Origin of the sequence: Pantoea sp. SOD02 (assembly GCF_024707505.1) — a bacterium.
Classification (GTDB): Bacteria; Pseudomonadota; Gammaproteobacteria; order Enterobacterales; family Enterobacteriaceae; genus Pantoea; species Pantoea symbiotica.
In genome coordinates, this window is sequence record NZ_CP102604.1 from 1,095,453 (window position 1) to 1,116,801 (window position 21,349).

The 21,349-nt window shown below is 52.5% G+C and carries 17 protein-coding genes; 9 read left to right on the top strand and 8 right to left on the bottom strand.

Annotated features, from left to right (window positions below; all coding sequences use genetic code 11):
- Positions 1-184: 184 nt before the first annotated feature.
- Complete coding sequence (locus tag NR302_RS04985) at positions 185-1,705, top strand: aldehyde dehydrogenase family protein (RefSeq protein ID WP_258144705.1); 1,521 nt, start codon at positions 185-187, stop codon at positions 1,703-1,705.
- Positions 1,706-1,735: 30 nt separating this feature from the next.
- A complete protein-coding gene (gene adhP, locus NR302_RS04990) occupies positions 1,736-2,776 on the top strand; it encodes an alcohol dehydrogenase AdhP (protein WP_258144706.1) in 1,041 nt (346 codons plus the stop codon).
- Between the two features lie 33 nt (positions 2,777-2,809).
- Here adhP and NR302_RS04995 read toward each other — a convergent pair whose 3' ends face one another.
- From NR302_RS04995 to NR302_RS05030, 8 genes are all read right to left on the bottom strand, one after another.
- Positions 2,810-4,174: an MFS transporter gene (locus NR302_RS04995; protein ID WP_008103947.1), complete on the bottom strand. Its 1,365-nt coding sequence runs from the start codon at positions 4,172-4,174 to the stop codon at positions 2,810-2,812.
- Between the two features lie 130 nt (positions 4,175-4,304).
- Positions 4,305-5,192 (bottom strand): heme o synthase, encoded by an 888-nt coding sequence (gene cyoE, locus NR302_RS05000; protein WP_008103945.1) that lies wholly within the window; start codon positions 5,190-5,192, stop codon positions 4,305-4,307.
- 11 nt (positions 5,193-5,203) lie between these two features.
- Positions 5,204-5,533: a cytochrome o ubiquinol oxidase subunit IV gene (locus NR302_RS05005; RefSeq protein ID WP_007886986.1), complete on the bottom strand. Its 330-nt coding sequence runs from the start codon at positions 5,531-5,533 to the stop codon at positions 5,204-5,206.
- Positions 5,533-6,147, bottom strand: coding sequence for a cytochrome o ubiquinol oxidase subunit III (locus NR302_RS05010; protein ID WP_007886985.1), 615 nt, complete (start codon positions 6,145-6,147; stop codon positions 5,533-5,535). Before NR302_RS05010 ends, NR302_RS05005 begins: the two co-directional genes overlap by 1 nt.
- Positions 6,147-8,129: a cytochrome o ubiquinol oxidase subunit I gene (gene cyoB, locus NR302_RS05015; protein WP_008103943.1), complete on the bottom strand. Its 1,983-nt coding sequence runs from the start codon at positions 8,127-8,129 to the stop codon at positions 6,147-6,149. The genes NR302_RS05010 and cyoB overlap by 1 nt, the downstream gene beginning before the upstream one ends.
- 4 nt (positions 8,130-8,133) lie before the next feature.
- Positions 8,134-9,060, bottom strand: a complete 927-nt coding sequence (cyoA, locus tag NR302_RS05020) for a cytochrome o ubiquinol oxidase subunit II (RefSeq protein ID WP_258144707.1) — start codon at positions 9,058-9,060, stop codon at positions 8,134-8,136.
- A gap of 435 nt (positions 9,061-9,495) precedes the next feature.
- Positions 9,496-10,983, bottom strand: coding sequence for a muropeptide MFS transporter AmpG (ampG, locus tag NR302_RS05025; RefSeq protein ID WP_258144708.1), 1,488 nt, complete (start codon positions 10,981-10,983; stop codon positions 9,496-9,498).
- Between the two features lie 54 nt (positions 10,984-11,037).
- On the bottom strand, positions 11,038-11,616 hold the full coding sequence (locus NR302_RS05030) for a lipoprotein (RefSeq protein ID WP_007886975.1): 579 nt from the start codon (positions 11,614-11,616) through the stop codon (positions 11,038-11,040).
- 267 nt (positions 11,617-11,883) lie between these two features.
- On the opposite strand from NR302_RS05030, the gene bolA reads away from it, so the two are divergent.
- From bolA to ppiD, 7 genes are all read left to right on the top strand, one after another.
- Complete coding sequence (gene bolA, locus NR302_RS05035) at positions 11,884-12,198, top strand: transcriptional regulator BolA (protein ID WP_008103937.1); 315 nt, start codon at positions 11,884-11,886, stop codon at positions 12,196-12,198.
- Between the two features lie 302 nt (positions 12,199-12,500).
- Positions 12,501-13,805, top strand: a complete 1,305-nt coding sequence (tig, locus tag NR302_RS05040) for a trigger factor (protein ID WP_008103935.1) — start codon at positions 12,501-12,503, stop codon at positions 13,803-13,805.
- Positions 13,806-14,140: 335 nt separating this feature from the next.
- Complete coding sequence (gene clpP, locus NR302_RS05045; protein WP_008103933.1) at positions 14,141-14,764, top strand: ATP-dependent Clp endopeptidase proteolytic subunit ClpP; 624 nt, start codon at positions 14,141-14,143, stop codon at positions 14,762-14,764.
- Positions 14,765-14,893: 129 nt separating this feature from the next.
- Positions 14,894-16,165 (top strand): ATP-dependent protease ATP-binding subunit ClpX, encoded by a 1,272-nt coding sequence (gene clpX, locus NR302_RS05050; protein ID WP_008103932.1) that lies wholly within the window; start codon positions 14,894-14,896, stop codon positions 16,163-16,165.
- A 188-nt stretch (positions 16,166-16,353) separates the two neighbouring features.
- Positions 16,354-18,708 (top strand): endopeptidase La, encoded by a 2,355-nt coding sequence (gene lon / locus NR302_RS05055; protein ID WP_008103930.1) that lies wholly within the window; start codon positions 16,354-16,356, stop codon positions 18,706-18,708.
- Positions 18,709-18,921: 213 nt separating this feature from the next.
- A complete protein-coding gene (gene hupB, locus NR302_RS05060; protein WP_036648244.1) occupies positions 18,922-19,194 on the top strand; it encodes a nucleoid-associated protein HU-beta in 273 nt (90 codons plus the stop codon).
- Between the two features lie 237 nt (positions 19,195-19,431).
- Entirely contained in the window at positions 19,432-21,300 is a 1,869-nt protein-coding gene (gene ppiD, locus NR302_RS05065; protein ID WP_154191760.1) for a peptidylprolyl isomerase, read from the top strand.
- Positions 21,301-21,349: the final 49 nt, after the last annotated feature.

Consider the following 21,349-nt stretch of genomic DNA (forward strand, 5'->3'; position numbering starts at 1 on the left):
CTGCACAACATCTGCAAACCAAGCCGCACGTGTATTTATAACTTAATGATTGAATGTGTATTTTTTCAAATAAACGACTGATGAAAAAAGCTGGCACGCCCGCTGCAATAGCTCCTTTGACAGCACGTTCTCTGAATGGCGACTGACCTTTCAGATTATCTGACCCTACATAAAGGAGTTTGCGATGCGTTATGCATATCCCGGCACGCCCGGCGCTTTGGTTTCATTTCAGGCGACTTACGGCAACTATATTGCGGGCAAATTCGTCGAGCCGCTCAGCGGCCAATACTTCACCAACACCTCGCCAGTCAATGGCAGCGATATTGCGCAGTTCCCGCGTTCGGATGCGCGCGATATCGATTTAGCGCTGGATGCAGCGCATCAGGCGGCCGATGCCTGGGGAAAAACCAGCGTGCAGCATCGCGCCAACATCCTGCTGCAGGTGGCGGATCGTATTGAGGCCAATCTCGAAAAACTGGCGGTGGCGGAGAGCTGGGATAACGGGAAACCGATCCGCGAAACCCTGAATGCCGATCTGCCGCTGGCGGTGGATCACTTCCGTTATTTCGCCGGTTGCCTGCGGGCGCAAGAGGGCAGCACTGCGGAGATCGATGAAACCACTGTTGCGTATCACTTCCATGAGCCGCTCGGCGTGGTTGGGCAGATAATTCCGTGGAACTTCCCGCTGTTAATGGCGGCGTGGAAACTGGCGCCGGCGCTGGCGGCGGGGAACTGTGTGGTGCTGAAACCGGCAGAACAGACGCCGCTGGGGATTACGCTGCTGATGGAGGTGATTGGCGATCTGTTCCCGGCTGGCGTGTTGAATGTGGTGCAGGGCTTTGGTCGTGAAGCGGGTGAAGCGCTGGCGACCAGTAAACGCATCGCCAAAATCGCCTTTACCGGTTCAACGCCAGTTGGTCGTCACATTATGGCCTGCGCTGCTGAAAACATCATTCCTTGTACCGTTGAACTGGGCGGCAAGTCGCCGAATATCTACTTCGCCGATGTAATGGAGGGCGAGGATGAGTTTATTGAGAAAGCGGTGGAAGGGTTAGTGCTCGGCTTCTTTAATCAGGGCGAAGTCTGTACTTGCCCGTCACGCGCTTTGATTCACGAATCGATCTATCAACCCTTTATGGATCGCGTGATGGCGAAGGTGGCCAATATTCGTCGTGGCGATCCGCTCGATACCGACACCATGATTGGTGCGCAGGCTTCACGCCAGCAATTCGATAAAATCCTGTCGTATATCAACATCGCACGCGACGAAGGCGGTCAGATTCTCACCGGTGGCGATCGCGCCAGCGTGGCCGCTGAACTGAATGACGGATTCTACATTCAGCCGACCTTAATCAAAGGAACTAACCAGATGCGCTGTTTCCAGGAGGAAATTTTTGGACCGGTGATTGGTGTCACTACTTTTAAGGATGAAGCAGAAGCCCTCGCCATCGCCAATGAAACCCAGTTCGGCCTTGGTGCGGGCGTGTGGACGCGCGATACCAACCTGGCCTATCGCATGGGACGCGGCATTAAAGCCGGTCGCGTCTGGACCAACTGCTATCACATCTATCCCGCTCACGCGGCATTCGGCGGCTATAAGCAATCGGGTGTTGGCCGTGAGACGCACAAGATGGCGCTCAGCGCCTATCAACAAACCAAAAATCTGCTGGTCAGCTATGGCACCGCGCCTTTGGGCCTGTTCTAAGTCCGCATCCGATCAAATGGAGAGTGAAAGATGAATATGCAAATCAAAACCACCATGAAAGCCGCTGTTGTGAAGTCTTTTGGTGAACCGTTAGTGATTGAGCAGGTGCCGGTGCCGCAGGTCGGGCCGGGGCAGATTTTGGTGAAAATCGCGGCTACCGGCGTGTGCCATACCGATCTCCACGCGGCTGAAGGCGACTGGCCGATTAAACCTAATCCACCGTTTATTCCGGGTCACGAAGGTGTGGGCCAGGTTGTGGCGCTGGGCGAGGGCGTTAAGCACCTGAAAATGGGCGATCGCGTTGGTGTGCCGTGGCTCTATTCGGCGTGCGGCCATTGTGAGCATTGTCTGGATAGCTGGGAAACGCTGTGTCTATCGCAGCAAAATGCCGGTTACTCAGTGAATGGCAGCTTCGCGGAATATTGCCTCGCCGATGCCAACTATGTCGGTATCATCCCGGATAACGTCGATTACAACGAAATCGCGCCGATCCTCTGTGCGGGCGTCACCGTGTATAAAGGGCTGAAAATGACCGACACCAAACCCGGCGATTGGGTGGTGATTTCCGGTATCGGCGGTTTAGGGCATATGGCGGTGCAGTACGCGGTGGCGATGGGTCTGAATGTGGCGGCGGTAGATATCGATGATGAGAAGCTTGAGTTTGCTAAACGTCTCGGTGCCAGCGTGGTAGCGAATGCGAAAAATGTCGATCCGGCCAAATTGTTCCAGAAGAGTTTCGGCGGCGCGCATGGCGTGCTGGTGACGGCAGTTTCACCGAAAGCATTCGAACAGGCGATTGGTACGCTGCGTCGTGGCGGCACCATGGTGCTGAACGGTTTGCCGCCGGGCAAATTCGATCTGTCGATCTTCAATATGGTGCTGGATGGCATTACGGTGCGCGGTTCCATCGTGGGTACGCGCAAAGATCTGCAGGAAGCGCTGGATTTCGCCGGTCGTCACAAGGTGAAAGCGACCGTGGCGGTTGAACCGCTGACGAACATCAACGATATCTTCGCGCGTATGCACGCTGGCAAGATTGAAGGGCGCATCGTGGTGGATATGTCGCTGTAACAAAAAGCCCGACGCGAAGGTCGGGCTTGTCATTTAACAGCTGGCGAGCAGCGCTTCAAGTTCGACGCGGCTCGTCACTTTACTGTCGATTTTGATGTAGGCACTTTTCTCTTCCGGCACGATAAACACCGACGCCACGCCGGGCTGCGCTTTCAATCGCTTCTCAAGGTTCGGCACCGCCAGCACCGCATCGCTGAGCATAATGCGCAGGCTGCTTACATACGGTGGTTCCTGCATCGACATCGCCACAAACAGCCACGCTGCTGCGACAATCGCGCCGACCAGGAACACGGTTTGTGCATCAACATGACCATAGATCCATCCGCCCATGCTGCCGCCAATCGCCACGCCAATGAACTGGCTGGTCGAGTAGATGCCCATCGCGGTGCCTTTGTAGCCCGGCGGCGACTCTTTACTGATCAGCGACGGCAGAATCGCTTCCATTAGGTTGAAGGCGAGGAAGAACAGCTGCACGCCAATCACCAGCGTCCAGAAGTGGCCTGCCGCGCCCCACAATACGATTTCCGCGATGATGATGATCGCCACGCAGCCGACAAACACGCGCTTCATGCGGCGTTTCACTTCGGCATAGATAATGAAAGGCACCACGGCGACAAACGCCACCAGCATGGTCACCAGATAAACTTTCCAGTGTTCTGCCGCCGGTAAACCGGCTTGTTCAAACTGTCCCGGCAGCGCCACGAAGCTCGACATCAACAGAATGTGTAGGCAGAGAATGCCGATATTCAGTTTTAACAGTTTTGGATTGGTCAGCACCGCACGGATGCTGCCTTTCACCATGCCGGATTCGCGATTCAACACGTGATTTGGCGCATTCGGTACCACTAATAAGGTGATGACGATGCCAAGCGTCGCGAGGATAGCAATCATCCAGAACAGCGCGTGCAAGCCGAGCGCGTGGGTGACAATCGGGCCAACTACCATTGCAATGGCAAAGGTGACGCCAAAGCTGATGCCGATAAACGCCATCGCTTTGGTGCGGTTCTGTTCACGGGTTAAGTCCGACAGCAACGCCATTACCGCTGCGGCAATCGCGCCGGAACCTTGTAATGCGCGACCTAAAATCACACCCCAAATGGTATCGGAGGTGGCAGCAATAACACTGCCGAAAACGAACAGCAGCAGTCCGCCGACGATCAGTGGCTTACGGCCGACGCGATCGGAGAGGAGACCAAATGGAATCTGGAAGATGGCTTGTGCCAAACCATAGATACCGATTGCGAGACCAATCAGTGTTTCACTGGCGCCCTGTAACGCCATGCCGTACGTGGTGAGTACCGGCAAGACCATAAACATTCCCAGCATGCGCAGGGAAAAAACGGTACCTAAACCCCATGTAGCGCGAAGCTCTACTGGCGTCATTTTATTGTCGTTCATGTTTACCTCAAAATTATACTGCGCCCATTCTAGGCAGCAGGGCAGGGCGGGTAAAACATTTGTTCTTAAGCAGTGGTAACAAAAAGAAAGGGCGCGAAATTCGCGCCCTTTCTGGTTTTGCGGAGCTGAATTACCAGACGTAAGTCAGCAAATCTTTCGACGCTGGCGTCATGAAATCAACCGACATCATCACGCTCAGGGCGGTGATAGCGACAATCGAGAACACAAACAGTTTACGCGCCCAAACTTTGTCGTTTGAGGTTTTGTAACCTGAAAGTGCCATGCCGAGCCACCACACGCTAACGGCCGCAGCCACCACCAGATATTTGTAGCCCGCGTAACCGCCAAGGGTCAGCATCAGCGTGGCAATCATGAACGCCAGGATATACAGCGTAATATGATTTTTTGCCACTGAAATGCCTTTCACCACCGGCAGAACCGGAATATTGGCAGCCTGGTAATCTTTAAAGCGGAAGATGGCAATCGCATAGGAGTGCGGCATCTGCCACAGGCTAAAGATAGCCAGTAAAATCAACGCGCCAGCATCAAACTGGTTGGTGACTGCGCAGTAGCCAATCACCGGCGGCGCAGCGCCAGAGAGACTACCAATCAGCGTGCCGTAGACAGAGTTACGCTTCATATAGAGGCTGTAAACGCCTACATAAACCACGAAGCCCATCACCGCCAGCCACATGGCCAGCGGGTTAGCGCCGAAATACAGCAACGCAAAGCCAGCAATACCCAATGCGGTTGCATAAACCAGGCTTACTTTCGCCGAGATCAGGCCTTTGACCAGAACACGGTTCCGCGTTCTCTCCATTTTGATGTCGATATCGCGGTCAATCACGTTGTTGAAAACACAACCTGATGCGACAACCAGCGATACGCCAACCAGCGAGGCGAGAAACAGGGTGTAATCAATGCTGCCTTTCGAAGCCAGCAGGAATCCACCGATCACAGAAATTAAATTGCCGAAAATAATTCCTGGTTTTGTTACTTGCAGGTATTGCTTAATCATTACGCGACTCTTTAGTGGGCCATCATGTTGTAGTTGAGGTTCCACATAATCCACAGTGAGCCTACAACAACAATCAAGATAATGAGTGCTGAGAAGACGATGGCCACCATGTTCCAGCCACCTTCTGATTTGCTGTCTAAGTGCAGGAAGTAGACGAGGTGAACCAGCACCTGAACTACCGCACACACCAGAACCACACCCAGAATAGTGCCGTGTGAAGCGCCGCCATCCATTACCATCCAAAACGGAATACCGGTCAGGATGATAGAGAGGACGAAGCCGATCATGTAAGACTTCACGCTACCGTGCGAAGCGCCATGTTCGTTAACAGAATGACTCATTACATGGCTCCCATCAGGTAGACAACGGTGAATACGCAGATCCAAACCACATCCAGGAAGTGCCAGAACAAGCTGAGGCACATGATACGGGTGCGGTTGGTTGCAGTCAGACCACGTTTAGAAATCTGGAACATCATCACTGCCATCCAGATCAGGCCAGAGGTCACGTGCAAACCGTGCGTGCCGACCAGCGTGAAGAACGCTGACAGGAAGCCGCTGCGATCAGGACCGAAGCCTTCTTTGATCAGGTGATGGAATTCATAGATTTCCATGCCGATAAAGCCAGCACCGAACAGGAAGGTCAACGCTAACCAGCTGATGACCGAGCCCTTGTTCTGGTTGTTCATCGCAATCACTGCCATACCATAGGTAATGGAGCTGAGCAGCAGCAGCGCGGTTTCGACCAGGACGAACGGCAGTTCGAAGATGTCTTTACCTGCCGGGCCACCGGCAGTGTTATTGACCATTACTGCATAGGTCGCAAACAGGGTTGCGAAGATAATGCAGTCACTCATCAGGTAGATCCAGAAGCCAAAGACTTTATTGGCTCCTGCATCGTGATGCCCATGCTCCGCATGGGCGTCGTGGTGGTGTTTTGCAGTTTCAGTTGACATTATTTCAGACCTGCTTTGCTGATTTCGTCAAAGTGCTTCTTCTCGATCTGCTCGACTTCGGCAACCGGTACGTAGTAATCCACGTCTTCATCGAAGCTCTTCACAATCCAGGTCACGATAGTGCCCAGGAAGGTAAGGCCAGCCAGCCACCAAATGTGCCAGATCATAGCGAAACCGAAGACAGTCATCAGGGCCGCGATAACAATGGCTGCGCCGCTGTTTTTCGGCATATGAATTTCTTCATATTTTTCTGGCTGCTTGTACGCTTCGCCTTTCTCTTTCATTTCCCAGAACGCATCGCGCTCGTGGATATGAGGGATAACAGCAAAGTTGTAGAACGGCGGCGGTGAAGAGGTTGCCCACTCCAGCGTACGTCCACCCCACGGGTCACCGGTCAGGTCACGGTTCTGGTCGCGGTCACGCACAGAAACGTAGAACTGGGTAATCTGGCACAGGATACCGCAAGCGATCAGCGCTGCACCGCCTGCTGCAACGACCAGCAGTGAGTGGAACTGAGGATCGATGTCCTGGCTGATACGACGCGTCATACCCATGAAGCCCAGCGCATACAGCGGCATGAATGCCACGAAGAAGCCGATGATCCAGAACCAGAACGCGCGGATGCCCCATTTTTCATTCAGCGTGAAGCCGAATGCTTTCGGGAACCAGTAGGTCACGCCAGCCATACAACCGAACACCACACCACCGATAATCACGTTATGGAAGTGCGCGATCAGGAACAGGCTGTTGTGCAGAATGAAGTCCGCACCCGGAACCGCCAGCAGAACACCTGTCATACCACCAATCGAGAAGGTAACCAGGAAGCCGATGGTCCACAGCATTGCTGAGTGGAACTCAACGCGACCCTGATACATGGTGAACAGCCAGTTGAAGATTTTCACGCCGGTCGGGATAGCGATGATCATCGTCATGATACCGAAGAAGGCGTTTACGTTCGCGCCCGCACCCATGGTGAAGAAGTGGTGCAGCCAAACGATGAACGACAAGACGGTAATCGCGATGGTCGCCCACACCAGAGAGGTGTAACCGAACAGACGCTTTTTAGAGAAGGTAGCAGTGACTTCAGCGAAGACACCAAACACCGGCAGAACCAGGATGTACACTTCCGGGTGACCCCAGACCCAAATCAGGTTGACGTACATCATCATGTTACCGCCCATTTCATTGGTGAAGAAATGGAAGCCAAGGTAACGGTCAAGCGTCAACAGTGCCAGCGTAACGGTCAGTACCGGGAACGCAGCGATGATCAGGACGTTAGTACACAGTGATGCCCAGGTGAATACCGGCATTTTGAACAGGTCCATGCCCGGCGCACGCATCTTCAGAATGGTAACGAAGAAGTTGATACCGGTCAGTGTCGTACCGATACCGGACAGCTGGAGACTCCAGATCCAGTAATCGACCCCGACGCCAGGACTGTACTCCGCACCCGAAAGCGGCGGATAAGCCAACCAGCCGGTCTGTGCGAACTCGCCCACACCCAGAGAGATGTTCACCAGGATCACACCGATCGCGGTAAACCAGAAGCTCAGGTTGTTCAGGAACGGGAAGGCAACGTCACGTGCACCGATTTGCAGCGGTACCGCGATGTTCATCAGACCTACCACGAATGGCATCGCCACGAAGAAGATCATGATCACGCCGTGAGCGGTGAAGATCTGGTCGTAGTGGTGCGGCGGTAGTATGCCGGCTTCCCCAGCGGAAGCCATCACTTGTTGGGTACGCATCATTACCGCATCGGCAAAGCCGCGCAGCAACATGACGAAAGCCATGATGATGTACATGATACCCAGTTTTTTGTGGTCGATGGAGGTGAACCATTCTGACCACAGGTACTGCCACTTACCAAAATAGGTAATCGCAGCAACCAGTGCCAGACCACCTAAGATGATAGCGGCGACCGTAACCACGATAATGGGTTCGTGGTATGGCACTGCATCCAGTGTTAATTTTCCGAACATCGTATTATTCCTCGGCTCCCGCGGAAGCGGCGTGACTCATGTCCATGCCTTTATGCTCTGGCATGTCCATCTTCCCGTGGCTCATCTTGAACTTATCAATAACTTGCTTGAACAGTTCTGGATTCGTCGTAGAGAAATATTCCACCGGGTGATTTTCGCTTGGCGTAGCCAGTTTCTCGAAATCATCCATGGTGTTCAGCACGTTAGGTGCCGCTTTAACTTTGGCAACCCACTGCTGGAATTCCGCATCGTCTTTAGTTGCAATGGCTTTGAACTTCATGCCAGAGAAACCACGACCACTGAAGTTCGCAGAGATACCGTCAAATGTTCCTGGCTCGTTGGCGATCAGATGCAGTTTGGTCTGCATACCGGCCATCGCGTAGATCTGGCTGCCGAGAGTAGGAATAAAGAAGGAGTTCATCACGGAGTTGGAGGTGATCTTGAAGTTCACCGGAGTGTTTGCCGGGAAGGCAATCTGGTTTACGGTTGCAATACCCTGTTCCGGGTAAATGAACAGCCATTTCCAGTCCAGTGCCACTACGTCGATCTCAACCGGTTTAACGTCAGAAACCAGCGGTTTGCTCGGCTCCAGCGCGTGGGTTGATTTCCAGGTCAAAACGCCGAGGAAAATAATGATCAGGATCGGAATGGTCCAGACCACGGCTTCCACTTTGTTCGAGTGTGACCAGTTAGGGCTATAAGTTGCGTTAGTATTGGTTGCCCGATATTTCCAGGCAAAGAATACTGCCATGAAGACTGCCGGGATAACGACGATCATCATCAAGCCGAAAGCTGTCAGAATCAACGAACGTTGCTCCAGTGCAATCTGTCCTTTGGGATTTAACAACGCACTATCGCAGCCACTGAGTAATACAGCGCCTGCAATTAATGACAAAATCCCCAAACTTTTATTGTATTTACTGAGTCTCATTTAACGACCTCAATGACAAAGGGCTCTATTGTCGTTTAAGTGTGCGCGCATTTTACGGGAAGGTTTATGCAGTGTAAACCAGCTTAAGGATGTGTCAGAAGGCTGTTGACACCTTTTGCTAAGGGTGTCACAGATGTTACGCAGGGTGACAAATTATTAACTGCGACAAGCAGTTGGCATCAATATAACAAAAACCAATGGTAGAAACCGCAGAAAAATCAGGGAAAGTATAAACCGTACTCTTAATACTCATTTATTTAACATTTCTGCATCATTTCAGCGATGTCTTTTATACAAAGTAATTGCGCACCGGATTTAAATATTCGCCAGCAGTTGTTAATTTAATGTTTCTAATTCGCTTTAAAAAAAATGCTATTGGTAAAATCGGCGACTGATATTTTTTAGCCGATTATTTCGTCACGAAAATTGGCTTACTTAACCCAGATTTTCCCGCGCCGCTTTTTTTAATGCCAAACTATCCAAAATAACCCCGAGTGCGACAGCCAACAGCGCAAATGCCATTCCGGCTTCAAACATTGGCGTGAGCAGCGTATTGAGCTGCACAACTCCGCTGGCATTGAGTGCTAATGCGAGCAGCCATAAGGCCAGCAAGCCGCAGCCAATGCTAAACAGACGCACCGTCCAGCGGTAACCTTGCGGCCACAAGCTGCGCATCACAAACTCCCCGCTTTGCTGCATGCTGTGCAAGGTGCCGCGACACAGCCACAACAGCAGCAATCCCGGTGCGCCAGCAAACACGGTGAAAGCATAGAAGGTCGGCCAGCCCCACAGTTCAACCAGCCAACCGGCAGCGGGACCGACGTAAACGCGACCCACGGCGGAGAGGGCAGAGAGCAGCGCGAACTGCGTTGCAGAGAAGGACTTGTTGCACAGCGTCATTAACAATGCGACAAAGGCCGCAGTGCCCATGCCACCGCACAGGTTTTCAATAAACACCGCGCTCGCCATGCTCCACAAGTGCGGTGGCGTCACCGCCAGCAACCAGTAAGCAAAGTTCGACACCGCTTGCAGCACGCCGAAAATCATCAGGGCGCGGAACAAACTCAGGCGCTGCATCAGCACACCGCCGTACAGCGCGCCGATGATGGTGGCCAGCAGGCCAAGCGTTTTGTTCACCAGGCCGACATCGCCAGCACTAAAACCGACGCCGCGAATCAGGAAAGTGGTGGTGAGCGAGGCGGCAAACGCATCGCCAAGCTTATAAAGGATAATCAGCGTGATCAGCAGCCAGGCGTTGTTACGCTGGAAAAAGTCTTTTAGCGGGAATGTCACGGCCTGGCGAAGCGAATGCGGTTCGCGCGCCGGCATCTCCGGCTCTTTCGCCAGTAAGGTGGCGATCAGGCCCGGCAACATCAGCAGCGCCATCAGCCAGTAAGTGGCTTGCCAGCCGAGATAGCGATCCGCTAACCACAGCGCCAGCCCACCCGAAATCAACATCGCCAGTCGATAACCCAGCACTGTGATCGCCGCGCCGCTGCCGCGCTCTTCAGGCGGCAGCACATCGGTTTTCCAGGCATCAAACACGATATCCTGCGAGGCCGAACAGAAGGCAACCAGCACCGCCAGCGCAGCCAGCAGCGTTAAGTCACGCGAAGGCTGCATAAAGCCCATGGCGATAATGCCGCCAATCAGCGCCAGCTGCGTGACCAGCAGCCAGCCGCGACGGCGACCGAGAAACGGTGGCGTATAGCGATCCATCATCGGCGACCACAGGAACTTAAACACGTAAGCCTGGCCGACAAGGGAGAAGAAACCGATGGTTTTCAGGTCAACATTCTCTACCGTCATCCATGCCTGTAACGTCCCGGCGGTTAACGCCAGCGGTAAGCCTGAGGCAAAACCCAGCAGCAGCAATACCGCCGCATTACGTTGGGTAAAAATACGCAGATAGTGAGATGTCATAGCCAACCTGAAATGAAGCCCGGCGAAACGTCGCCGGGCAAATTACTGCGGAAATTAGCGGGCGTTCTGTTTGATGAAGTTGTGAACGCTGGTGTCCTGCGCCATATCAGCAATCACGTCACTCAGCGTTGAGTTAACCGCGTTAGTGATCTTCGCGTTGGTGGCGGTAAACGCGCCTTCTACGCTGTAAGTCTGGCGATAGTTTTTTACCTGCTTGTTACCGTTTTTCGCGGTAGCGATGATGGAGATATCCGCCTTGGTGGTAATGCTGTAGCGCACGTTGCCTTGTGTCACATCCGCATACAGACCATTCACCACGATCTGCAGATCAACGGCACCGCTTGGGCCAATCATGTAGCCGCGCGACGTCATCTGCTTCTCTAACACTTCCTGCAGCAGGAAGCGCAGATCGCGGGATGGTGTCAGCGTGATCAACTGACCATCGCGGTTCACTTTGGCCAGCGCCTGATCGGAACGTTGATCAGCACCGTTAACGCTGATGGTGACGCCCATCAGGCTTGGATCTTGCTGCGGCAGTTGAATCTTCGGTTGAATATCCAACGTGGTGTTGTTGCTGGCACAGCCGGCCAAAATAAAAGCAGCCAGCAGAGGGAATAACAGTTTTTTCAACATACTCATTCTCGTTAGCATATGGGTTGGTTTGCAAAACTGCGGCCATCATAGCATTGCGCAGCGGTGAAAAAAGCCCCGGGCGAATGGAAATTGATTGTAAAGGCTTTTTTCGGACAGGATGAAAAGCCAGCCGGTTGACCTGCAAGATAAGCAGGTTACTATGCGCAGCGCTGGCGGATTTATTTACGGCCAAGCTGCGGAAGCGGTAAAAAACCTACTAATATTTAAACAGATGGGCACAGCGCTCGCCGGAAAGGAGTGTTAATCATGATTCGCGAACAAATAGAAGAAAAGTTGCGTAACGCTTTCGAGCCTGCACATCTTGAAGTGCATGATGAAAGCTACCGTCATAACGTGCCCGCCGGTTCTGAAAGTCACTTTAAAGTGGTGATTGTCAGCGATCGATTTACCGGTCAGCGCTTTCTGCAACGTCATCGCGCTATTTATGGCGAACTGGCAACCGAATTAGCGGGCAGCGTACACGCGCTGGCACTGCATACTTATACGCAAAAAGAGTGGGATGGATTGCAGGATACGGTTTTGGCTTCACCGAATTGTCGCGGTGCTGGCACGCTTGCCTGAATTCCCCTCTACCTCATCCTCAAAAACGGCCTGCGGGCCGTTTTCTTTTCATTTATTACACTCAAACGCGATCTACGGCGCAAAAAAGCAGCAAAACCGCTAAAAAGTGGTGAGTTTGCAGCCTCGACTCATTCCAGCGATGCCGCTATAATGCTGCGTCTATTTTTCCGGAATGTCTTCGGGACGCTTCTGGTGACAGGGATTAGGTTCTGCCTGCAGAGGCCGTCCCGGTTGTTGGATACGGCGCATTTTATGTGTGGTGTCTGAAGTTGACCGAGCACGTGATTTTTTGAGGTAACAAGATGACAGTTTCAGTAGAAACCACTCAGGGTCTGGGCCGTCGCATTTCGATTACTGTTGCAGCTGACAGCATCGAAAGCGCAGTGAAGAAAGAACTGGTGGAAGTGGCTAAGAAAGTCCGTATCGACGGTTTCCGTAAAGGCAAAGTGCCGGCACACATCATTTCTCAGCGCTACGGTGCTTCTGTTCGCCAGGACGTGCTGGGCGAGCTGATGACGCGCAACTTCGTTGACGCCATCATCAAAGAGAAAATCAATCCGGCTGGCGCACCAAACTATGTGCCGGGCGAATATAAAGAAGGCGAAGACTTCACCTACGCGGTTGAGTTCGAAGTGTATCCAGAAGTTGAGCTGAAAGGCCTGGACGCAATCGAAGTCGAGAAGCCAGTAGTAGAAGTGACTGACGCTGACGTTGATACCATGCTGGAAACCCTGCAGAAGCAGCAGGCGACCTGGAAAGAGAGCGATGCAGCTGCGACAGCTGAAGATCGCGCGACCATCGACTTCAGCGGTTCTGTTGACGGCGAAGAGTTTGAAGGCGGCAAAGCCTCTGACTTCGTGCTGGCAATGGGCCAGGGTCGTATGATCCCAGGCTTCGAAGAGGGCGTTGTTGGCCATAAAGCCGGCGAAACCTTCACTATCGACGTGAAATTCCCAGACGATTACCACGCAGAAAACCTGAAAGGGAAAGATGCGAAGTTCGAAATCGTGCTGAAGAAAGTTGAAACCCGCGAACTGCCAGAGCTGACTGAAGAGTTTATCAAGCGCTTTGGCGTGGAAGATGGTTCAGTTGCCGGTCTGCGTGCAGAAGTGCGTAAGAACATGGATCGCGAGCTGAAAGGTGCTATCCGTAACCGCGTGAAGACTCAGGCAATCGACGGTCTGGTTAACGCCAACGACATCGACGTTCCGGTTGCGCTGATCGACAGCGAAATCGACGTTCTGCGTCGTCAGGCTGCACAGCGTTTTGGTGGCAACGAGAAGCAAGCGCTGGAACTGCCACGTGAACTGTTCGAAGAGCAGGCTAAACGTCGCGTAGTTGTGGGTCTGCTGTTGGGCGAAGTGATTCGCATCAACGAACTGCAGGCTGATGAAGATCGCGTTAAGACGCTGATCGAAGAGATGGCTTCTGCATACGAAGATCCGCAGGAAGTGATCGAGTTCTACAGCAAGAACAGCGAGCTGATGAACAACATGCGCAACGTGGCTCTGGAAGAGCAAGCGGTTGAAGCGGTACTGGCGAAAGCGAAAGTGACCGATAAAGCCACTAACTTCCAGGAACTGATGAACCAGACCTCTGCGGCCTGATTCATTCGTTAACCGTTAGTGCTAAGCCCGTGACTGAAAAGTCGCGGGCTTTTTCGTTTCTGGCGTTAAGTACACTGATTTGTCCTCTATTTGCTTAATTAATCGGCAAATTATCCGCTAAGCTCTTTTTCCGTGTTAGCGAATGGGCAAAAGGTTGTTATGCTTGAAACAACTGGGCAGCATCCCCAGATACAGGGAGAATGCATGAAAACAGTGAGACTGACTGATTAACCGGGTTGTTATTTCGGTTTGAGACCGTGGCACGTAGTGTTTGCGCTTCGGCTTACGTAAAATCGGTACAGAATGTTGCCAATGAAATTTATCAGGAGACGGTAATGTCATACAGTGGCGATCGTGAATTTACTGCACCGCACATGGCGCTGGTGCCAATGGTGGTCGAACAAACCTCGCGCGGCGAGCGTTCTTACGACATCTACTCTCGCCTGCTCAAAGAGCGTGTGATCTTCCTGACCGGTCAGGTTGAAGATCATATGGCTAACCTGATCGTGGCGCAGATGCTGTTTCTGGAAGCTGAGAATCCTGAAAAAGACATTTACCTCTACATTAACTCGCCAGGCGGCGTGATTACTGCTGGGATGTCGATTTATGACACAATGAAGTTTATCAAGCCCGATGTCAGCACCATCTGTATGGGTCAGGCTTGTTCAATGGGTGCGTTCCTGCTGACCGCAGGCACCAAAGGCAAACGCTTCTGCCTGCCTAATTCACGTGTGATGATTCATCAGCCGTTGGGCGGCTATCAGGGCCAGGCGACGGATATCGAAATCCATGCGCGCGAAATTCTGAAAGTGAAGCAGCGCATGAATGAGTTGATGGCAGAGCACACCGGCAAATCGCTGGAAGAGATTGAACGCGACACCGAGCGCGATCGTTTCCTCTCTGCGAGCGAAGCGGTTGAGTACGGTTTGGTTGACTCTATCCTGACGCATCGCCAATAAGACACATCTGTCTGCCCCTTACGCTATAGTTAACGGGGAGCAGGCAGATGGGTTGAATGCATATCGGCCGTTGATGTACGGCCAGCGCCGTACAACAAATTTGGTCTGAGAAAGAAAAGAGGTTAGCTGATGACAGATAAGCGCAAAGACGGTTCAGGTAAGTTGCTGTACTGCTCTTTCTGCGGCAAAAGCCAGCATGAAGTCCGTAAGCTAATTGCCGGGCCGTCAGTGTACATTTGCGATGAGTGCGTTGATCTTTGCAACGACATCATTCGTGAAGAGATTAAGGAAGTTGCGCCGCATCGCGAGCGTAGCTCACTGCCGACGCCGCATGAAATCCGCCATCACCTTGATGATTATGTTATTGGTCAGGAAAGGGCGAAGAAAGTGTTGGCAGTAGCGGTATATAACCACTACAAACGCTTGCGTAATGGCGATACCAGCAACGGCATTGAACTGGGCAAAAGTAACATTTTGCTGATCGGTCCAACTGGTAGCGGTAAAACACTGTTGGCAGAAACGCTGGCGCGCTTGCTGGATGTGCCATTCACCATGGCGGATGCCACCACGCTGACCGAAGCGGGTTACGTGGGTGAAGACGTTGAAAACATCATCCAGAAGCTGCTGCAGAAGTGCGATTACGACGTGCAGAAAGCGCAGCGCGGCATTGTCTACATCGATGAAATCGACAAGATTTCTCGTAAGTCTGACAACCCGTCGATCACTCGTGACGTCTCGGGCGAAGGCGTACAGCAAGCGCTGTTGAAACTGATTGAAGGCACCGTGGCTGCCGTACCGCCGCAGGGCGGACGCAAACATCCACAGCAGGAGTTCTTGCAGGTTGATACCTCCAAGATTCTGTTTATCTGTGGTGGCGCATTCGCCGGTCTCGATAAGGTGATTTCCCAGCGTGTTGAAACCGGATCCGGCATCGGCTTCGGCGCAACCGTGAAGGGCAAATCCCAGAAGGCGAGCGAAGGCGAATTGCTGTCGCAGGTTGAGCCAGAAGATTTGATCAAGTTTGGTCTGATTCCTGAGTTCATTGGTCGTCTGCCGGTTGTGGCAACGCTGAGCGAACTGAGTGAAGAAGCGCTGATTCAGATCCTGCGTGAGCCGAAGAACGCGCTGACCAAACAGTATCAGGCGCTGTTCAATCTGGAAGGTGTAGAACTGGAATTCCGCGACGAAGCCTTAACGGCGATCGCTAAAAAAGCGATGTCACGTAAAACCGGTGCGCGTGGTTTGCGTTCTATCGTTGAAGGTGCGTTACTTGAAACCATGTACGACCTGCCTTCAATGGATGACGTTGAAAAAGTAGTGATTGATGAATCAGTGATTGAAGGTCAATCCGAACCGATGTTGATTTATGGAAAGCATGAAGCCCAGGCTTCTGGTGAATAAATAAACAATCGCACCACGTTGTTATCTTAAAAAAGGGGAAAAATCTTTCCCCTTTTGTTTTTCTCTCGCCAGTGACATTGAATGTCGTACAAGCATCCCCATATACTCAATATCCTGTGGGTTTAACTGCAAAACCTCTATTGCGCGGTACCCATCACCTGGCGGACATTAAACTAAGAGAGAGCTCTATGAATCCTGAGCGTTCTGAACGCATTGAAATCCCCGTGTTGCCGTTGCGCGACGTGGTGGTTTATCCGCACATGGTAATTCCGTTGTTTGTTGGTCGGGAAAAATCGATTCGGTGCCTCGAAGCCGCGATGGATCATGATAAAAAGATCATGCTGGTTGCACAGAAAGAGGCTTCAACGGATGAACCTGGCATTAACGATCTCTTCTCAGTAGGGACCGTCGCTTCTGTATTGCAGATGCTGAAACTTCCAGACGGCACGGTAAAAGTGCTGGTTGAAGGTTTACAACGCGCACACATCACCACGCTGGCTGATAATGGCGACCATTTCGTTGCCCAGGCCGAATACCTTGTCTCGCCAGAAATTGAAGAGCGCGAGCAGGAAGTGCTGGTACGCACGGCCATCAACCAGTTTGAAGGCTACATCAAGCTCAATAAAAAAATCCCACCTGAGGTCTTAACCTCCCTCAACAGCATCGACGATGCGGCCCGCCTGGCCGATACCGTCGCAGCGCATATGCCGCTGAAACTGGCTGATAAACAGTCCGTGCTGGAGATGTCCGACGTCAACGAACGTCTGGAATATCTGATGGCGATGATGGAATCTGAAATCGATCTGCTGCAGGTTGAGAAGCGTATTCGCAACCGCGTTAAAAAGCAGATGGAGAAAAGCCAGCGTGAGTACTATCTGAATGAGCAAATGAAAGCCATTCAGAAAGAGCTGGGCGAAATGGATGATGCGCCGGATGAGTACGAGGCGCTGAAACGTAAGATTGAAGCGGCCAAAATGCCGACCGAAGCGCGTGAAAAAGCTGAAGCTGAATTGCAGAAGCTGAAGATGATGTCGCCGATGTCTGCAGAAGCGACCGTGGTGCGTGGCTACATCGACTGGATGGTTCAGGTTCCGTGGGTGGCGCGCAGCAAGGTGAAAAAAGACCTGCGTAAAGCGCAGGAAACGCTGGATATCGACCATTACGGTCTGGAACGCGTCAAAGACCGCATCCTTGAGTATCTTGCGGTGCAGAGTCGCGTGAGCAAAATCAAAGGCCCAATTCTTTGCCTCGTTGGACCGCCAGGCGTGGGTAAAACCTCGCTGGGTCAATCGATTGCTAAGGCCACCGGACGTAAATACGTGCGTATGGCGCTGGGTGGCGTGCGTGATGAAGCGGAAATTCGCGGACATCGTCGTACCTACATCGGTTCTATGCCAGGCAAGTTGATCCAGAAAATGGCGAAAGTGGGCGTCAAAAACCCGCTGTTCCTGCTGGATGAAATCGACAAAATGTCTTCTGACATGCGAGGCGATCCGGCTTCAGCGCTGCTTGAGGTACTGGATCCAGAGCAGAACATCGCGTTTAACGATCACTATCTGGAAGTGGATTACGATCTCTCAGACGTGATGTTCGTGGCGACTTCAAACTCCATGAACATCCCGGCGCCGTTGCTTGACCGTATGGAAGTTATTCGTCTCTCCGGTTACACCGAAGATGAAAAGCTGAACATCGCGAAGCAACATTTGCTGCCGAAGCAGATTGAACGCAATGCGTTGAAAGAGAAAGAGATCACTGTCGACGACAGCGCGATTGTTGGCATTATCCGCTATTACACCCGTGAAGCGGGCGTGCGTAGTCTGGAACGCGAGCTCTCCAAGCTGTGCCGTAAAGCAGTTAAAACGCTGCTGATGGATAAGTCGAAAAAACACATCGTAATCAATGGCGACAATCTCAAGGATTTCCTTGGCGTGCAGCGCTTTGATTATGGTCGCGCAGAGAGCGAAAGCCGTGTTGGTCAGGTGACCGGTCTGGCGTGGACGGAAGTGGGCGGCGATCTGCTGACTATCGAAACCGCCTGCGTGCCAGGTAAAGGCAAGCTGACGTATACCGGTTCGCTGGGCGAAGTTATGCAGGAATCGATTCAGGCGGCGCTGACTGTGGTGCGCGCGCGTGCAGAGAAACTGGGCATCAACGGGGATTTCTACGAAAAACGCGACATCCACGTGCACGTACCCGAAGGTGCGACGCCGAAAGATGGTCCGAGCGCTGGTATCGCTATGTGTACCGCGCTGGTGTCATGCTTAACCGGTAACCCGGTGCGTTCTGATGTGGCGATGACCGGTGAAATCACCCTGCGTGGCTTGGTTCTGCCGATTGGTGGCCTGAAAGAGAAGTTGCTCGCGGCACACCGTGGCGGCATCAAAACCGTGCTGATCCCGGACGAAAACAAGCGCGATCTGGAAGATATTCCACAGAACGTGATTGCCGATCTGGAGATTCATCCGGTGAAGCGTATTGAAGAAGTGCTCAACCTGGCACTGGAAAATGCGCCTTACGGCATGCAGGTTGCGACCGCAAAATAGTGATTAGCGGCATAAACCGTTAAAAAGCGAAGCTGGCAGGCAAAATGGTGCTTGCCAGCTTTTTTTTGTGCCGCTAACTTAGTGGGCTGCTGGATCAACGATTAAGATGAATACCGTTGTTTCAGCTCCACAGGCTTGATATAACTGGCTGCGCGTTCGCACCGGGCGGGAAGCGCGGGTGCGATGTGAATAATAAAAGAGGGGATGAAGAGAGTGAATAAGTCACAGTTGATCGACAAAATTGCTGCAGATGCTGACATTTCTAAAGCAGCAGCGGGACGTGTTTTAGATGCATTCATGGACTCCGTTACCGAAGCTCTGAAAGGCGGTGATGAAGTGGCACTGGTTGGTTTCGGTACTTTCTCTGTACGTGAGCGTGCAGCTCGCACCGGCCGTAACCCACAAACGGGTAAAGAGCTCACCATTCCGGCTGGTAAAGTTCCGGGCTTCCGTGCAGGTAAAGCACTGAAAGATTCCGTCAATTAATGACCGCTGATACATCCATTGAAGCATTTTCTTCCGTGGATTGAGGACGCAAAAGCCGTTCTCATGTAACATACGGGCACATCATTTTTGATGTGCCTTTTTTATTCTTGATGCGCGGCGATAGCCTTTGGTTGTTGTCTCCGCATGGTTGCCAACTGCCAGCCTGAACAGCAGTTGCACGATGATGACATCGTGTTAGAGCTTTACATTCACACTACAGCGGAGTGTTGTCATACCATGATGGACAATTTACGCGCGGCGTCGAATCATGTCGTGCTCAAGATTATTCTGGGATTGATCATCCTGTCTTTCGTACTCACCGGGGTGGGCAACTACCTGATCGGCGGCGGCGGTGATTATGCTGCCAAAGTTAACGGCCACGAGATCAGCCGTGCAGAGCTGGAGCAGGGTTTTAACAACGAGCGCAATCGTCAGCAGCAGATGCTGGGCGATCAGTTCTCGCAGTTAGCCAGCAACGAAGGCTACATGCAGCAGATGCGTCAGCAGGCGCTGTCGCAGCTGATTGATCAGGCGTTACTTGATCAGTACATCAAAGATCTGCACATCGGCATCAGCGATGATCAGGTAAAACAGGCGATCTTCAATCAGAAAGCTTTCCAGACCAACGGTAAATTCGACAACGCCAAATACAGCGGCCTGATCACCAGCATGGGCTTCACGGCTGATCAATATGCCGAAGCGCTGCGCAAGCAGCTGGCGACGCAGCAGCTGATCAACGCGATTGCTAACACCGATTTCATGCTGAAAGGCGAAACCAGCAAGCTGGTGGATCTGGTGTCACAGCAGCGTGAAGTGCGTCAGGCGGTGATTGATGTCAACGCGCTGGCGGCTAAACAGACGGTCAGCGACGACGAAGTCAGCCAGTATTACCAGCAGCATCAGAATAGCTTCATGGCGCCTGAGCAGTTCCGTGTGAGCTACATCAAAATGGATGCCGCAAGCATGCAGGAAACGGCCAGTGAAGCGGACATTCAGAGCTGGTACGATCAACACAAAGCGGATTATTCACAGCCGCAGCGTAATCGCTACAGCGTGATCCAGACCAAGACGGAAGCCGATGCTAACGCCGTGGTTGATGCGCTGAAGAAAGGCGAAGATTTCGCCGCGTTGGCGAAAAGCAAATCTATCGACCCAATCTCAGCCCGCAAAGGTGGCGATATGGGGTGGCTGGAGCCGAGCACCACGCCAGACGAGCTGAAAAACGCCAATCTGACGCAGAAAGGTCAGCTTTCCGGTGCCATCAAATCATCGGTTGGCTACCTCGTGGTGCGCCTGGATGACATCCAGCCGGAGCAGGTTAAGCCGCTGGCCGATGTTCATGACATCGTTGCCGATAAAGTGAAGCAAGAGAAAGCGGTTGATGCCTTCTACAAAATTCAGCAGAAAGTAAGCGAAGCAGCCAGCAACGATAACGAATCGTTGGCCGGCGCGGCGCAGGCTTCCGGCCTGAAAGTGGTAGAAACCAATTGGATCACACGCGACAACCTGCCAGATGAGTTGAACTTTGATCAGGTTAAGCAAGCCATCTTCAACGGTGGTTTAGTGGGCCAGAATGGTGCGCCGGGTAACAACTCCGACATCATCTCTGTGGATGGCGATCGTGCCTTTGTACTGCGTATCAGCGAGCACAAACCGGAAGCGGTGAAACCGTTGGATCAGGTGAAGGCGCAGATCGTAGATTCACTGAAGCATGATAAAGCGACGCAGCAGGCAAAAGCGCAGGCAGACAAACTGCTGGCCGATTTGAAAGCCGGTAAAGCGGATGCGTTGAAAGCTGCAGGCTTAACGCTCAGCGCCAGCAAATCGTTTGATCGCAATGCGCAGGATCCGGTGGCTCAGTCGGCCTTCAATCTGCCACAACCTGCCGACAATAAACCGTCGTGGGGCGTGAGTGAAGATATGCAGGGCAATGTGGTACTGATCGCGCTGGATAAAGTTAGCGCGGGCAACATGCCGCAGGCGCAGATCGATGAGATGGTGAAAGGCGTAACGCAAAATAACGCGCAAATCGCCTTTGAAGCGCTGCTGGAAAACCTGCGTAAAGAGGCGAAGATTAAGTACGGCGCCGCCGCACAAAACCAGTAAGCCTCACAAAAAAAGTTAAACCACTGCAATACCCGAAAGGCCGCTTATG

Excerpts from the sequence above, each read along its gene's own strand:
- bolA (WP_008103937.1), top strand. The coding sequence starts at position 11,884 with ATGATTCGCGAACAAATAGAAGAAAAGTTGCGTAACGCTTTCGAGCCT.
- tig (WP_008103935.1), top strand. The coding sequence starts at position 12,501 with ATGACAGTTTCAGTAGAAACCACTCAGGGTCTGGGCCGTCGCATTTCG.
- clpP (WP_008103933.1), top strand. The coding sequence starts at position 14,141 with ATGTCATACAGTGGCGATCGTGAATTTACTGCACCGCACATGGCGCTG.
- lon (WP_008103930.1), top strand. The coding sequence starts at position 16,354 with ATGAATCCTGAGCGTTCTGAACGCATTGAAATCCCCGTGTTGCCGTTG.
- clpX (WP_008103932.1), top strand. The coding sequence starts at position 14,894 with ATGACAGATAAGCGCAAAGACGGTTCAGGTAAGTTGCTGTACTGCTCT.
- ampG (WP_258144708.1), bottom strand. The coding sequence starts at position 10,983 with ATGACATCTCACTATCTGCGTATTTTTACCCAACGTAATGCGGCGGTA.
- NR302_RS05005 (WP_007886986.1), bottom strand. The coding sequence starts at position 5,533 with ATGAGTCATTCTGTTAACGAACATGGCGCTTCGCACGGTAGCGTGAAG.
- cyoE (WP_008103945.1), bottom strand. The coding sequence starts at position 5,192 with ATGATTAAGCAATACCTGCAAGTAACAAAACCAGGAATTATTTTCGGC.
- cyoB (WP_008103943.1), bottom strand. The coding sequence starts at position 8,129 with ATGTTCGGAAAATTAACACTGGATGCAGTGCCATACCACGAACCCATT.
- NR302_RS04985 (WP_258144705.1), top strand. The coding sequence starts at position 185 with ATGCGTTATGCATATCCCGGCACGCCCGGCGCTTTGGTTTCATTTCAG.
- NR302_RS04995 (WP_008103947.1), bottom strand. The coding sequence starts at position 4,174 with ATGAACGACAATAAAATGACGCCAGTAGAGCTTCGCGCTACATGGGGT.
- adhP (WP_258144706.1), top strand. The coding sequence starts at position 1,736 with ATGAATATGCAAATCAAAACCACCATGAAAGCCGCTGTTGTGAAGTCT.
- cyoA (WP_258144707.1), bottom strand. The coding sequence starts at position 9,060 with ATGAGACTCAGTAAATACAATAAAAGTTTGGGGATTTTGTCATTAATT.
- NR302_RS05010 (WP_007886985.1), bottom strand. The coding sequence starts at position 6,147 with ATGTCAACTGAAACTGCAAAACACCACCACGACGCCCATGCGGAGCAT.
- NR302_RS05030 (WP_007886975.1), bottom strand. The coding sequence starts at position 11,616 with ATGTTGAAAAAACTGTTATTCCCTCTGCTGGCTGCTTTTATTTTGGCC.
- ppiD (WP_154191760.1), top strand. The coding sequence starts at position 19,432 with ATGATGGACAATTTACGCGCGGCGTCGAATCATGTCGTGCTCAAGATT.